12 protein-coding genes and 1 pseudogene are annotated in these 14113 nt (G+C 69.0%); 12 read left to right on the top strand and 1 reads right to left on the bottom strand.

The features are described 5' to 3' along the window. Positions 1-2 precede the first annotated feature (2 nt). The 8 genes and pseudogenes from AC1DWC_RS19685 to AC1DWC_RS19650 form a co-directional block, all read left to right on the top strand. The gene (locus AC1DWC_RS19685) at positions 3-1247 is read left to right on the top strand and encodes an acyl-CoA dehydrogenase family protein (protein WP_477910726.1); all 1245 of its coding nucleotides are present in this window, start codon (positions 3-5) and stop codon (positions 1245-1247) included. Further along, complete coding sequence (locus tag AC1DWC_RS19680) at positions 1240-2277, top strand: phosphotransferase family protein (protein ID WP_477910724.1); 1038 nt, start codon at positions 1240-1242, stop codon at positions 2275-2277. The genes AC1DWC_RS19685 and AC1DWC_RS19680 overlap by 8 nt, the downstream gene beginning before the upstream one ends. A 62-nt stretch (positions 2278-2339) precedes the next feature. After that, positions 2340-3323 (top strand): NADPH:quinone oxidoreductase family protein, encoded by a 984-nt coding sequence (locus AC1DWC_RS19675; protein WP_477910722.1) that lies wholly within the window; start codon positions 2340-2342, stop codon positions 3321-3323. A gap of 50 nt (positions 3324-3373) precedes the next feature. Beyond that, positions 3374-5449 carry a 3-hydroxyacyl-CoA dehydrogenase NAD-binding domain-containing protein gene (locus AC1DWC_RS19670; RefSeq protein WP_477910720.1) on the top strand — a complete coding sequence of 692 codons (2076 nt, stop codon included), beginning with the start codon at positions 3374-3376 and terminating at the stop codon, positions 5447-5449. A 56-nt stretch (positions 5450-5505) separates the two neighbouring features. Beyond that, positions 5506-6432, top strand: coding sequence for an ABC transporter ATP-binding protein (locus AC1DWC_RS19665; protein WP_477910718.1), 927 nt, complete (start codon positions 5506-5508; stop codon positions 6430-6432). Further along, a complete protein-coding gene (locus AC1DWC_RS19660; protein ID WP_477910716.1) occupies positions 6422-7210 on the top strand; it encodes an ABC transporter permease subunit in 789 nt (262 codons plus the stop codon). Before AC1DWC_RS19665 ends, AC1DWC_RS19660 begins: the two co-directional genes overlap by 11 nt. Positions 7211-7416: 206 nt before the next feature. Then, complete coding sequence (locus AC1DWC_RS19655) at positions 7417-8229, top strand: SDR family oxidoreductase (RefSeq protein ID WP_477910714.1); 813 nt, start codon at positions 7417-7419, stop codon at positions 8227-8229. 463 nt (positions 8230-8692) lie between these two features. Then, positions 8693-9043, top strand: a pseudogene (locus tag AC1DWC_RS19650) (transglycosylase family protein); the annotation flags it as partial. A 135-nt stretch (positions 9044-9178) separates the two neighbouring features. Here AC1DWC_RS19650 and AC1DWC_RS19645 read toward each other — a convergent pair. Then, positions 9179-9457 carry a hypothetical protein gene (locus AC1DWC_RS19645; RefSeq protein WP_477910802.1) on the bottom strand — a complete coding sequence of 93 codons (279 nt, stop codon included), beginning with the start codon at positions 9455-9457 and terminating at the stop codon, positions 9179-9181. A 306-nt stretch (positions 9458-9763) separates the two neighbouring features. Between AC1DWC_RS19645 and AC1DWC_RS19640 the strand changes: the two genes are divergently transcribed. From AC1DWC_RS19640 to AC1DWC_RS19625, 4 genes are all read left to right on the top strand, one after another. Then, positions 9764-11038 carry a hypothetical protein gene (locus tag AC1DWC_RS19640; RefSeq protein WP_477910712.1) on the top strand — a complete coding sequence of 425 codons (1275 nt, stop codon included), beginning with the start codon at positions 9764-9766 and terminating at the stop codon, positions 11036-11038. Between the two features lies 1 nt (position 11039). Further along, complete coding sequence (locus AC1DWC_RS19635) at positions 11040-12113, top strand: Abi-alpha family protein (RefSeq protein WP_477910710.1); 1074 nt, start codon at positions 11040-11042, stop codon at positions 12111-12113. 40 nt (positions 12114-12153) lie between these two features. Next, positions 12154-12849: a TIGR00266 family protein gene (locus AC1DWC_RS19630; protein ID WP_477910708.1), complete on the top strand. Its 696-nt coding sequence runs from the start codon at positions 12154-12156 to the stop codon at positions 12847-12849. Between the two features lie 223 nt (positions 12850-13072). Continuing rightward, positions 13073-14053 carry a serine hydrolase domain-containing protein gene (locus tag AC1DWC_RS19625; protein ID WP_477910706.1) on the top strand — a complete coding sequence of 327 codons (981 nt, stop codon included), beginning with the start codon at positions 13073-13075 and terminating at the stop codon, positions 14051-14053. Positions 14054-14113: the final 60 nt, after the last annotated feature.

The following is a 14113-nucleotide window of genomic DNA, read 5'->3' as shown; positions in this document are numbered from 1 at the left end:
AGATGTCCATGTTCGACATTTCCGACCGTGCAGAGAAGTACCGGATCGACCTGCTCGACTTCATGGACACGCACGTCTATCCGGCGGAGGCGGTCTACGAGCGGCAGATGCGTGAGTCCGGTGACCCGCACTTCCAGCCGCCGGTTCTCGAGGAACTCAAGGCGGAGGCCAAGAGGCGCGGACTGTGGAATCTCTTCCACCCGCACCCCGGTGTGGGACCGGGCCTGACCAACCTCGAGTACGCGCCCCTCGCGGAGATCATGGGTCGCAGCCACCTCGCCTCCGAGGCGTGCAACTGCAATGCCCCCGACACCGGCAACATGGAGGTGCTCCAACTCTTCGGAACCGAGGAGCACCACGAGAAGTACCTCAAGCCGCTGCTAGACGGCACCATGGCGTCGGCGTTCGCGATGACCGAGCCGCGGGTCGCGAGCTCGGACGCGACGAACATCGAGCTGCGGATGCAGCGCGACGGCGACGAGTACGTCCTCAACGGCCGTAAGTGGTTCGCCTCCAACGCCTTGCACAAGAACTGCAAGGTGATGATCGTGATGGGCAAGACCGATCCCACCGCCGCCCCGCACCGACAGCAGTCGATGATGGTCGTGCCGATCGACGCGCCCGGCGTCACCGTGATGCGGGGGCTGCCGGTCTTCGGATACCAGGACCGCGAGGGCCACGCCGAGATCGACTTCACCGACGTGCGTGTTCCCGTCAAGGACGTGCTCAAGGGCGAGGGGGAGGGCTTCGCGATCAGCCAGGCCCGGCTCGGCCCCGGGCGCATCCACCACTGCATGCGAGCGATCGGGATGGCCGAGCGGGCGCTGGAGCTGATGTGCGTGCGGGCCCAGTCCCGGGTCACCTTCGGTCGGCCGGTCTCGGAGAACGCGAACATCCAGGACTGGATTGCCGAGGCGCGCATCGAGATCGAGATGATCCGGCTGCTCACGTTCAAGGCCGCTCACCTGATGGACACCGTCGGGAACAAGGAGGCACGCACCGAGATCGCCGCGATCAAGGTGGCGGCGCCGAACATCGCGCTCAAGATCGTCGACCGGGCCATCCAGGTGCACGGCGGCGCCGGAGTGACGGACGACTTCCCGTTGGCGATGGCGTGGGCGCACCTGCGGACGCTGCGGCTGGCGGACGGTCCGGACGAGGTGCACAAGCGCACGATCGCCAGGCAGGAACTGCGCAAGTACCGCGACCGCGTCGCCGTGGCGCCCGGGCAGGGCAGCCATGCCTGACACCCAGGAAGTCGTCGGCCTGGACCCGGCGGCAGTGACGCGGTGGGTCCGCTCGCTCGGGGTGGAGTTCGCCGCACCACTGAGCTTCGACCGGATCGGGCTCGGCCAGTCCAACCTGACCTACCTGGTCGGCGACGCCGACGGCCGCCGCTGGGTGCTGCGCCGGCCGCCGCTGGGGCACCTGCTGGCCTCGGCGCACGACGTCGCCCGGGAGGCGCGGATCCTGTCCGCGCTCGGGGACACCGCCGTGCCGGCGCCGCGGGTGTTCGGGCTGACCGACGACCCCTCGGTCACCGAGGTGCCGCTGCTGCTGATGGAGTTCGTCGACGGTCAGGTGGTCGACACCATGGACATCGCGGAATCACTGTCGCCGCAACGGCGTCGGGACATCGCGCTGTCCCTGGCGCGGACGCTCGCGACGATCCACGCCGTCGACATTCGGGCGGTCGGGCTGGACGACCTCGCCAGCCACAAGCCGTACGCGCAGCGTCAGCTCAAGCGGTGGGGTGCCCAGTGGGAGCAGTCGAAGACACGGGAGTCACCCGACCTGGACGACCTGACGCGGCGGCTGATCGCCGCGGTCCCCGCGCAGAGCGAGCTGACCCTGGTGCACGGCGACTTCCACCTGCGCAACGTCATCACCTCCCACGAGACCGGCGAGGTGACCGCCGCCCTGGACTGGGAGCTGTCGACACTCGGAGATCCGTTGGCGGACATGGGCAGCCTGCTCGCGTACTGGCCCGAACCGGGCGAGGACACCGGGGGCGACTTCCCCGCGTCGGAGCTCGAGGGCTTCCCCACCCGGGCCGAGATGGCCCAGACCTACCTGGCCGCGACCGGACGTGACCCGGCCGCACTGAAGTTCTGGCACGCGCTGGGGCTGTGGAAGGTCGCGGTGATCGCCGAGGGCGTGATGCGGCGGGCCATGGACACGCCGGCCAACAGGGCGGCGTCCGGGACGCCGACCGTCGAACGAATCGACGCGCTGGTGCGCAAGGCCCGCGAAGTGGCCGACGAGGCCGGCATCTGAAACGGAGCGCGGCGACGCCGCGCTCCGTCCGGAACCACACCCACGACACTCAGGAGAACACTGTGAAGGCATGGCGCGTCAACGAACTCGGTGAACCCCGCGACGTCCTGCGGTTCGAGGAGGTCGACGACCTCACGGCAGGTGCGGGCCAGCTCCTGGTCCGGATGCTCGCGGTGCCCGCCAACTTCCCCGACGTGCTGCTCTGCCGGGGGGAGTACCAGGTCAAGCCGCCGCTGCCCTTCACCCCCGGTGTCGAACTGTGCGGTGAGGTGGTGGCCCTCGGCGAGGGCGTCACCACGTTCGCGGTGGGGGACCGGGTGGTCGGCACCGCGAACCTGCCCGGTGGCAGCTTCGCGGAGCTGGCCGTGATGGACGAGGTCAACACGTTTCCCGCGCCCGCCATGCTGGACGACGCCGAGGCCTCGGCCCTGACCATCGGCTATCAGACGGGTTGGTTCGCGCTGCACCGGCGCACCCAGCTGCTGCCGGGCGAGACGCTTTTGGTGCACGCCGCCGCCGGCGGTGTGGGCAGCGCGGCCGTGCAGCTCGGGAAGGCGGCCGGCGCCAGGGTGATCGGCGTGGTCGGCGGGCCGGAGAAGGCGGAGTACTGCCGGGCACTCGGAGCGGACCTGGTGATCGACCGGCACACAGAGGATTTCGTGCCGATCGTCAAGGAGTTCACCGGCGGTCGAGGCGCCGACGTGGTGTTCGACCCGGTCGGCGGCGACGCCTACGCGAAGTCCACCAAGTGCATTGCCTTCGAGGGCCGGATCCTGGTGATCGGCTTCGCCGGCGGCACCATCCCGACGCCGGGGCTCAACCACGCACTGATCAAGAACTACTCGATCATCGGACTGCACTGGGGTCTGTACAAGGCGTACAACCAGCAGGCCATCGACGACTGCCACGTCGAGCTGACCAGGCTGGCGGATGCGGGCTCGATCAAGCCGCTGATCGGCGAGCGACTCTCGCTCGCGGAGGTGCCGGAGGGGCTCGGGAGGCTGGGCGACGGGACCACCGTCGGCAGGCTCGTGTTCACCCCCTGACCGAGGTCCCTCCACCACGAACGAAACCACAGCGAGAGAAGGTCCGACAGATGGCTACCCAGTACAGCGTCACCGACGGCGTCGCCCTCATCCGACTCGACAATCCTCCGGTCAACGGCCTCGGGCACGACACCCGCGTCGGCATCGTGACGGACCTGCGCCGCGCCCTCGCCGCCCCCGACGTCGCGGCCGTCGTGCTGACGGGCGGTGGCGGATTCTTCTCGGCCGGCGCCGACATCACCGAGTTCGGCACGCGCGCGGCGACGGCGGAACCGACTCTCTCCGAGGTGATCTACGCGCTGGAGGATGCGGACAAGCCGGTGGTCGCGGCGATCGACGGCACCTGCTTCGGCGGAGGCCTCGAGCTCGCGCTCGGCGCGCACTACCGAGTGGTCACGGCCCACAGCAAGATCGGCCTTCCCGAGGTGAAGCTGGGCCTGGTGCCCGGCGCAGGCGGCACGCAGCGACTGCCCCGGGTGGTCGACGTCGCGACCGCGATCGACATGATCACCGGCGGCGCACCCCGCGTCGCGGGCCGGCTCGCGGAGGTGGCGGGGCAACGACTGTTCGACAAGGTCGTCGAGCACGAGGTGGTCGCTGCCGCAGTGGAATTCGCCCAGGAGGTGGCATCGGTGCGGCCGCTGCCGCGGGTCAGGGACCTGGCCGCCGCCGGTGCGGCACCCGACTTCGACGCCGTTCGGGATCAGCTCCGCAAGCGCGGTCGTGGGTTCCTTGCCCCGGTGGCCGCATTGGACCTGGTGGAGACGGCGGTCACCGCCGAGTTCGCCGAGGGCAAGGCTGCCGAGTCCGCCACCTTCGCAGAACTGCTCTCGGGCAGCCAGTCCGCGGCGATGCGGCATGCGTTCTTCGCGGAGCGGGCCGCGAGGAAGATCCCGGGCATTTCCCGGGAGACCGGGACCCGGTCCGTGGAGACGGTCGGCGTGATCGGCGCGGGCACGATGGGCGGCGGCATCGCCATGAACTTCCTCAACGCGGCTATCCCGGTGAGGCTGTTGGAGATGAAGAGCGAGCCGCTCGAGCGCGGCGTCGGCGTCATCCGTCGCAACTACCAGGCGCAGGTGGACAAGGGCAAGCTCACCGCAGCGGCACTCGAGGAGCGGATGGGCCTGCTCGCGCCGACGCTGGAGTACCAGGACCTCGCCGGATGTGACCTGGTGATCGAGGCCGTGTTCGAGGACATGGACGTCAAGCGGGTGGTGTTCGGCCGACTCGACGAGGTGCTCGCACCGGGTGCGATCCTGGCGTCGAACACCTCCACCCTGGATGTCGACGCGATCGCCGCCATCACCTCCCGGCCGGCCGACGTGCTCGGCATGCACTTCTTCAGTCCCGCCAACGTGATGCCGCTGCTGGAGGTGGTGCGCGGCAAGGAGACCGCCGACGACGTGCTGGCCACCGCGATGTCGATCGGGCAGCGGATGGGCAAGACCGCGGTGGTGTCCGGGGTGTGCGACGGCTTCATCGGCAACCGGATGCTCGCGAAGTACCAGGACGCGGCCATGGCGATGCTGCACGCGGGCGCGACGCCCGCGCAGATCGATTCCGCGATCGAGGGATTCGGGTTCGCGATGGGGCCGTTCCGGATGGGCGACCTGGCCGGGCTGGACATCGGCTGGGCGATCCGCAAGCGCCGCTACTCGGAGACCCCCGACGCTCCCCGCGACGAGATCGCCGACGCGCTCTGCGAACTCGGCCGGTTCGGCCAGAAGACCGGGGGCGGGTGGTACGACTACGAGGCCGGCCGCCGGGACGCGATCGTCAGCCCGGTCGTCGAGGAGCAGCTGGCGGCGTTCCACCTCGAGCACGGCACCGAGCGGCAGGACTTCGACCCGTCGGAGATCGTCGAGCGACTGGTCTATGCGCTGGTGGACGAGGGCGCCCGGATCCTCGATGAGGGCATCGCGTTGCGTTCCTCGGACATCGACGTGGTGTACCTGGCCGGCTACGGCTTCCCCCGGCACGTCGGCGGCCCGATGTTCTACGCCGACCAGGTGGGCGCCGCCGCGGTGCTGGCCGCATTGCAGCGCTTCCACGGACCGTCCTGGGAGCCGGCACCGCTGCTCGTGCGTCTGGCCGACGAGGGCGGGAGCTTCGCCTCGGCCTGACCCGATCCGGGCGCAACCGCCGCGGCCGCGGTCACCTAGGTTCTAGACTTCCTGAGGTGGCCGCAGCCGCGACGCCGCTGGTCGGCGTCGACCGTCTGACCCGCCGATTCGGTGCCCGGCGGGGGATCGAGGATGTGAGTTTCGAGATCGCGGCGGGCGAGGTGTTCGGGTTCCTCGGCCCCAACGGTGCCGGCAAGTCCACCACCATCCGGCTGCTGCTCGGCCTGTACCGTCCGACCTCCGGCGCGATGCGCGTCTTCGGCATGGACCCGCTGCGCGAGGGGACGCGAATCCGTGCGCGCGTCGGCTACCTGCCCGGTGAACTGGCGCTGTACCCGCGGCTGACCGGCGCCCAGTACCTGGACCGGTTCGCCCGGATGCGCGGGCTCACCGACCGGAGCTACGCCGACCGCCTCGTGTCGAGGTTCCGCGCGGAACTGGACCGGCCGGTGCACACCCTCTCCAAGGGCAACCGGCAGAAGCTGGGCCTGGTGCTCGCCTTCATGCACCGGCCCGAGTTGCTCATCCTGGACGAACCGACCGGCGGGCTCGACCCGTTGCTGCAGGACGAGTTCGCCCGGCTGGTCCGCGAGACCGTCGAGGACGGCCGCACCGTGCTGCTGTCCTCGCACGAACTCGACGAGGTGCAGCGGCTCGTGGACCGGCTCGCGATCATCAAGGAGGGGCGGATAGTCGTCACCGACACCGTCGAGAGCCTGCGCCGAAGCGCGCCGCGCACCGTCGAGTTCCGCTTCGACGGTCCGGTCGACCCGGCGAGGTTCGCCGGCCTCGACGGGGTGCGGGTGCGGGAGTGCATCGACGGTCAGGTCCGCCTGTCGGTGACCGGTGCGGTCGCGCCGCTGCTCGCGGTCGCGGCCGACCTCGGCGCCGTCGACGTCACCGCCCGGCGGGCTGATCTCGACGAGCTCTTCCTGAGCTACTACCGCGACGTCCCGACCGCGGAGGTCTCCGATGTGGACTGAGGTGTTGCGGCTGGACCTGTTGCTGCGCAGGCGCTCGATGATCGGCTTCGCCCTCGGGATGGCCGTGTACGCCTTTGCCGTGGTCGCGTTGTACCCCGCCTTCAAGAACGACTCCGGGCTCGACGCCTTCACCGCGAACAGCGAGACGGTGGCCGCGCTGTTCGGGGTGAGCGGCTCGCTGACCTCACCGTCCGGGTGGCTCAACGCGAACATGTACAGCAACTTCCTGCCGCTGATCGTGCTGCTGCTCACGGTCGGTTACGGGGCCGCGTGCCTGGCCGGTCAGGACGAGGACGGCACGCTGGGGCCGGTCGCAGCGCTGCCGATCTCGCGGCGCCGGATCGCGACCCAGAAGTTCGGTGCCATGGCGCTGTTGGCGGTCCCGGTGGCCGTGCTCACCGGGCTGTGTGTGCTGGCCGGCCGCGGCTTCGAGCTGGACGTCGGCGTCGGGCCGCTGATCGGTACCACCGTGGGAATTCTGTTGCTGGGCATCGCCTTCGGTGCACTCGCTATGGCTGTCGGCGCCGCGACGGGCAGCCGCGGTGCAGCGCTGGGGATCACGTCGGCGGTCGCGGCGGCCGCCTACCTGGTCAACTCGCTTGCGCCGGTGGTGGACTGGTTGAAGCCGTGGCGGTTCCTCTCGCCGTTCTTCTACGCGATCGGGGACGGGCAGCTCGACGCCGGACTCCCGCCGGCCTGGGCGGCGGTGCTCGTCGGAATGGCCGCGGTGTTCCTCGGGGGCGCGCTGGTCGCCTTCGAGCGACTCGACGTGCACTGAGCCTGCCGAGGCCCCCGCACGACCTCCGTCGCTCGGTGATGCGGTCCGGACTTCGGTGACCGCTCAGCGGGAAGAACCGGCAAGTCCGCACGATGCCGCGTGTGGGTCGATACCTTCGGCAGTCGGGTGCGGCCATGTCAGGGTCGGGCCCCTCGAACGGCGCGGCGTCTCGCCGCGCCGATCTCGACTGCGGCGAAGGGAACATCATGGCGACCTACGTGCTCACCGGGGCAACGTCCGGGCTCGGTGCGGCGACCAAGGCCCGGCTCGAGGCCGACGGACACCGGGTGGTCGGCGTCGACCTCCGAGGCACCGACGCCAATGCCGACCTGAGTACCGCCGAGGGCCGCCGGTCGGCGATCGAGCAGGTCACCGGCCTGGTCGACGGCCGGATCGACGGCTTCGTGCCGTTTGCCGGGCTGGCGGCCGCCACCGGCCGCCCCGCGAGCGCACTGATCGCCGTCAACTACTTCGGGGCCATCGAACTGCTCGAGGGGCTGCGCCCGCTGCTGGCCGCGGGGGAGAACCCCTCGGTGGTGCTGGTCAGCTCCAACTCCGCCACCAGCCAGCCGAACTGGCCGACCGAACTGGCCGACGCGTGCCTGGCCGGCGACGAGGCGGCCGCCAACGAGGTCGCGGACACCTACGGCGACCTCGGTGCGATCCAGGCTTACCCGGCCACGAAGGCCGCGCTGGCCTACTACGCCCGGACCAAGTCCGCCGAGTACATCGCGCAGGGAATCCGGCTGAACGCCATCGCGCCGGGCCTGATCGACACCCCGATGACCCAGGAGGGGCGACGCGACGCGTTGATCGGCCCCGGCATGGAGCAGTTCCTGGCGACCATTCCGGCCGGGCGTGCCGGTCGGCCGGAGGAGGTGGCCGCGGTGGTGGCCTTCCTGCTCGGGCCCGAGTCCACCTACTTCGTCGGATCGGTGCTCTTCGTCGACGGCGGGACCGACGCGGCCTTCCGTGGCATGGACTGGCCGAAGGTCTGGTCCTTCGACGTGCCGTCCTGACGGTTCCGGCGGCGGCGGTGAGGCCTCCTGGTGCAGTCCCCACCGCCGCTGTCCGGGCCTTTCGTGCCGCGTAAGGCAAGTGCGGGAGGCCACATTCATGTCCGAATTTCATGTGATCCGGCTCACTATAACGTAACGATAACAGTCCGATACGCGAAAGGTCTCGGGGGCGTCTGACCTGCGGGTTTACGGTGTACGATTCCCAAAATATGGACATCGGTCCGTTATGACCCCCTCCGGCAGGTCTCTTTTCAGACTCAAAATGCGGTCGTACTGTTGGTGTCGGCCCGGAAGTCAGGGCCACAACCGAACCGCCATTCACACTCCTGCCCCGCGGATTCGGTCCCCTGAAACAACGCGAGGGGCGGGGACGAAGTCAGTGCGACACGGAGCAGTGCGGAGCCCGAACGGGCCCGCCGCTGCCCTAGCCGACTGCGTCAATTTGCGAGAGGACTCACTCAGCATGATCACGAACCGCATTCACGCCCACGTCGCCACCAAGTCCAAGAAGGCCCTCGGATGGGTCGCCGTGACCGGCGCCCTGGTCGCCGTCCCGATGGGACTCGCCACCGGAACCGCCAGCGCAAGCGGGCACGACTGGGATGCAGTGGCGCAGTGCGAGAGCAGCGGCAACTGGGGCATCAACAACGGCAACGGATTCTCCGGCGGCCTGCAGTTCACGCCGAGCACCTGGGCCGCCTACGGCGGATCGGGTTCGGCGCACAACGCCTCGAAGGCCGAGCAGATCCGCGTCGCCGAGAACGTCCTTGCCGGCCAGGGGCCGGGTGCGTGGCCGGTTTGCGGCCAGTACCTCTGACCGCACCCGCATAACATCTGACCAAACACGTTGTCGCCCCATCGGTTTCATGACCGGTGGGGCGAAACGCATTTCAGTGCAAGACGAAACAGAGTTCCGTGCAAGGTGAAACGGATTCGTGTGCGGTCGATGTCAGGCGCGGGGCGCGGGTGAGCAGTTCACGTGCATCAGCGCCTCGATCACCCGCGAGGCGTGCTCGACGATGCGGCGCTGTGAGATGCGTGAGCTACCGGTCAGCCAGTGCTGGGACACGGAGGCGAGAGACCCGAAGATCGCAATCGAATTGAGTGTGGTGTTGACGGCGTCGCGATGTAGCCGGTGAAGGCCTTCACCACGCCGCACCAGCCCGGCCTGGTCCTCGGGCGCCGTGGTCAGCGCCGCGAGCACGGTGTCGCGGGCACCCAGCGCCACCCGGTCCAGGCCGCGATGAGCAGTTCGTCCCGGGAGTCGAAACTCTCCGGCGACACGCAACTGTCCCGTTCGGAGCGGATCAGCGGTTCCGCATCCTGCCGACGTTCTTGGAACCCGGCGGCGACGAACTGACCCTCACCATGAAGCTGCGCCGCAAGCCGATCGCGGCGAAGTGCGCCGCCGAGATCGCCGCCCTCTATGCTGACGCGACCACCGAGGGGTACATGTGCCCGCCGGTAACAGAGAGGCGGTGGCCTCGGCAGTCTCGGGCTGATGCCGGGACGGGGATGAGGAGGAGGTACGCCGGTGCCGGACCACCTGCTGGAGCAGCTGATCACGATTCCGCTGTTCACCGGCATCATCGGCTACATCACGAACTGGACCGGCGTCCTGATGCTGTTCGCGCCGGTACGGTTCCACGGTTTCCGCGTACCGGGTCTCAAGCTGTTGTTCCCGCTGCTGCCGCGTCGCGTCCAGGTGATCCCGGCGATCACCAGCGACGGCCGCTTCGGTTGGCAGGGCATCGTGCCCTCGCGGGCCGAGAAGATGGCCTCGATCGCGGTGGACAAGTCGCTGGCGAAGGTCGGCAGCATTGCCGACTTCTACCGGGTCCTGGATCCCGACACGATCGCCGAGCATCTGGTGACCATCTCCCGCGCCGAGGTGCGGGGGGTGGTCACCAGGATCATGGCCAGTGAGAACCCGCAGCTGTGGCACAACCTGCCGAGCCCGGTGAAGGAGGCCGTCTTCCGGAAGGTGGAGGCGGACCTGCCGGACAGCGTCCGGACCATCACCGCCCGCATCGAAGAGGACATCGACTACTTCATCGACGCGAAGCTGATGGTGATCCGGTACCTGTCGAACAACCCGCGGCTGCTCAACGACATCTTCCGGACCATGGGAAACAAGGAACTGCGGTTCATGCAGAACTTCGGTTTCTACTTCGGCTTCCCGATGGGTTTCGTGCTGGTCGCGGTGCTGTACTTCCTGCCGTTCTGGTGGGTGCTGCCGATCGGCGGCGTGATCATCGGCTACATCGTCAACTACCTCGGCATCATGATGATCTTCGAGCCGATCCAGCCCAACAGGTGGGTGCCGTGGCGGCAGGGGCTGTTCCTCAAGCGCCGCACCGAGATCATCGGCGGGTACGCCAAGACCCTGGCGGATCACGTCATCACCCTGGAGAACATCGGCACCGAACTGCTCGAGGGGCCGCGGTCGGACCGGACCCGGATGATGCTGGACCAGGTGCTGGGGGAGTCGGTGGACCAGGCGGTCGGCTGGGCCCGCTCGGTGGTGCGGATGACGGTGGGGACACGGACCTACGAGCGGATTCCTTCCCGGGCCGCCACGGAGGTCCTCGACTTCGTGCCGCTGGTGTACGCGGACCCCGACTTCGCGGCGGCCCAGTCGGAGAAGATCCGGGTGTTCGTCACCGCGCAGATGAACAAGCTCTCACCCGACGACTTCAGCGAGCTGCTGCGTTCGGCGGTCAAACAGGACGAATGGCTGCTGTTCGTGCATGGTGCCGTGCTCGGGTCGCTGGCCGGCTTCCTCCACCTGGCGATCTTCGGAGTATGAGATGAGCACGAGCGAACACCAGTACGGCCGCACCGACGGCTACGACGCCCCCGCACCGGACGTGTTCCGGATCGACCACGGGTCCGACGGGCGCGAGGCAGCCGTAGACGCCGACTCCTGGGCCGGCTCCGAGGGATCCGAGATCGGCGTCCTGGATGTCCACGACGGTGAGGTCGAGGTGGGTGGGTTCGCGGACGCCGAGTTCGAGGAAGGCGAGTTCGAGGAAGGCGAGTTCGAGGACGGCGGGGTCCACGAGGGTGAGGTCCTCGAGCCGGCGAGGTCCGTCCCGGTCGAGGAACGACTGATCCGCAGCCTGATCGGGCTCACCACGGCGACCGCGGTCACGTCGCTGCGCCTCACGGGTTGGGTGGCCGGCACCGCCGCCGTCGCCACCCGGCAGATTGTCCAGGCCGCTTCCGAGGCCGCCGAGGCCGCGAAGGAGGGCGCCAGGCAGCCGCTCGAGCGCCAGGAGCCGCGCCTGGAGCCTGTGCGTTCGCAGCGTCGGGTCCGGACACCGAGCCGAGTCGGGTCGGCGAGCCGCACCACGCCGCGTAAGACCACGGCCGACGGGCTGGCCGAGTTGCGGGCCCGGGGCGACCAGTTGCTCGAGCGGTCGGCCGACGTGCGTGACAGCGACGACCTGCACCCGGCGTACGACCGGATCCTCGACCAGTTGGCACCCGACGAGGCGCGTGTCCTGCGGCTGCTCGCGACGTCCGGTCCGCAGCCGAGCGTGGACATTCGCACGGGCCGGCCGTTCGGTGTCGGTTCGGAGATGGTCGGCGAGGGCCTGTCGATGATCGGGGAACTGGCCGGGTGCCGGCACCTGGACCGCACCCACGCCTACCTGCACAACCTGCACCGTCTGGGCCTGGTCGCCTTCTCCCGCGACGCCGTCGACCTGGACCGCTACCAGGTGGTGGAGGTGCAGCCGGCGATCGTCGAGGCCGTGAAGAAGGCGGGCCGGTCCGCGAAGGTCGTGCGCCGCAGCGTGCATCTGACGTCGTTCGGTGAGGACTTCTGCCAGACCTGCTTCTCGCTGCCCGGCAAGGGGACTGCGTCGCCGGTACGGTGACCACACCGCGCCCAGTCGTTGTTGTCGTCGAGAGGAAGTCATGAAGACAGAAATCAGTTGTGGGCCCGCGTTCGCATTCGCCGAAATCAGTGTCCCCGCTGGTGGATCGGTCCGGGTCGAGGCCGGGGCGATGGCGATGATGCGAGGAGACATCTCGATCACCACGTCGACTCGGGGCGGCTTCCTGAAGGGCCTCCGCCGATCCCTGGGCGGATCGAGCTTCTTCGTCAACGACTTCAGCAGTGATCACGGTGGTGTCGTGGGCGTCGCCGGCGCGTTGCCCGGTGACCTGGTGGAGACCACCATCGACGAGGCGACGGCGCTACTCGTTCAGTCCGGCTGCTGGCTCGCATCCGACGCGACCGTCGACGTCGACTCGAAATGGGGTGGCAGCAAGGGCTTCTTCAGCGGTGCGGGTCTCGTTCTGTTGCGCTGCAGCGGAAACGGCGAGATCCTGCTGTCCAGCTACGGCGCCATCCGGTCGGTGATTCTCAGCGACGGCGAGTCGATGACGCTCGATTCCGGTCACGTCGTCGCGTTCGACGAGAACGTCCAGTACCGCATCCGCAAGGCAGGGGGGTGGAAGTCGATGATTCTCGGTGGCGAGGGCATTGTCACCGAGTTCACCGGGCCGGGTCGGGTCTGGATGCAGACCCGTAGCGCGACGGACCTCGTCGACTGGCTTCGCGCCAGGATGCCGTCGAACAGCAGTGGCAGCAGTAGCAGCAGTAACTGACGCCCGGGTAAGTTGCGCGGGATTTTGCATCTGGCCGAACGTGGAACTGGGGGAACGAGTGCGCGCGCTGTCGAGGGGATTGACGACCGTCCTGGTCGCATTTGCAGTGATGGTGGGAGGGGGAGCGCACTCGTGGGCGCAGCCGACCGGATCCGAAGGTTTGGCCCTGCCGAGCGGATCGGCCGGTGGCCCGCCGTCGGGTGAGCCCGGGGGAGGGGTTCCGGTGGGCGGAGCCGACGGCCAGTCCGAGCTGGCGCGGGTCGCCGCGCAGTTGCTGGCACCGCCCGCGGGCAGGTCGGTGAGCGTGGCATACGTCGATTCGACGGGCGTGCAGTCGGCTCAACTCGGTGCTCACGACGCTGGCGAATATGAAATCGGTTCGATGACCAAGACTTTCACCGGCGCCCTGCTGGCTGTGGCGGTCGACCGCGGTGAGGTGCGGCCGGACTCCCGGCTCGGGGACTTCCTGCCGGTGCAGGGCACGCAGGTCGCGGACGCGACGCTCGAAGAACTGGCCGGGCATCGGTCGGGCCTGCTCGAGTTCGCGATCACGCCGGAGATGCTGGCCGGTGGTGTGATGTGGAAGCTGTTCGGCGACAACCCCTTCACCTTCGATCGGGCGCAGTTGATCCAGCAGGCACGGGTCGCGCCGCTGACCGGTCGCGGGACGTTCAGGTACTCGACCCTGGGCATGGCCCTGTTGGGACAGGCGCTGGCCTCCGCGGCCGGTACCGACTACGCCAGCCTGGTTCGTGACCGGATCACCGATCCGCTCGGCATGGGCAGCACCTGGATCCCGGCCACCGCGGCTGACCTTCCGGCGACTGCCAGCGTCGGTGTCGACGAGTGGGGCCGCCCGCAGGATCCGTGGGCGATCGGCGCGTACGCTCCCGGCGGCGGCGCGAGGTCGACCATCACGGACATGACCACCTACGCCCAGGCGCTGCTGCGTGATCAGGCGCCGGGAATGGCTGCGCTGCAGCCTCGTTGGCAGGACGGTCCGACGCTGCGCCGGGGCTATGCGTGGGCAGTGTTCTCACGGGACGGTGTCGACTACACGATGCACTCCGGTGGGACCGGCGGATTCTCCGGAACGATCGCCCTGGACCGGGCGCACGGTGTCGCGGTTGTCGTCCTGCAGGACGCGGCGGGCGCGAAGGAACGCCCGGTGATTGACCTGTTGCGGGAGATGCGCGACCGCTGAGGTCGCCGCTACTCCCCACGTGACGCAGACCGGTTGCGGCCGAGTGTGTCTCGGCTCGGC

This window comes from Rhodococcus sp. P4_C10 (assembly GCF_056402135.1).
Note: the sequence above shows the minus strand (reverse complement) of the source record. Positions and strands in the feature narration are given on the sequence as shown.

Excerpts from the sequence above, each read along its gene's own strand:
- AC1DWC_RS19670 (WP_477910720.1), top strand. The coding sequence starts at position 3,374 with ATGGCTACCCAGTACAGCGTCACCGACGGCGTCGCCCTCATCCGACTC.
- AC1DWC_RS19655 (WP_477910714.1), top strand. The coding sequence starts at position 7,417 with ATGGCGACCTACGTGCTCACCGGGGCAACGTCCGGGCTCGGTGCGGCG.
- AC1DWC_RS19630 (WP_477910708.1), top strand. The coding sequence starts at position 12,154 with ATGAAGACAGAAATCAGTTGTGGGCCCGCGTTCGCATTCGCCGAAATC.
- AC1DWC_RS19680 (WP_477910724.1), top strand. The coding sequence starts at position 1,240 with ATGCCTGACACCCAGGAAGTCGTCGGCCTGGACCCGGCGGCAGTGACG.
- AC1DWC_RS19685 (WP_477910726.1), top strand. The coding sequence starts at position 3 with ATGTCCATGTTCGACATTTCCGACCGTGCAGAGAAGTACCGGATCGAC.
- AC1DWC_RS19635 (WP_477910710.1), top strand. The coding sequence starts at position 11,040 with ATGAGCACGAGCGAACACCAGTACGGCCGCACCGACGGCTACGACGCC.
- AC1DWC_RS19660 (WP_477910716.1), top strand. The coding sequence starts at position 6,422 with ATGTGGACTGAGGTGTTGCGGCTGGACCTGTTGCTGCGCAGGCGCTCG.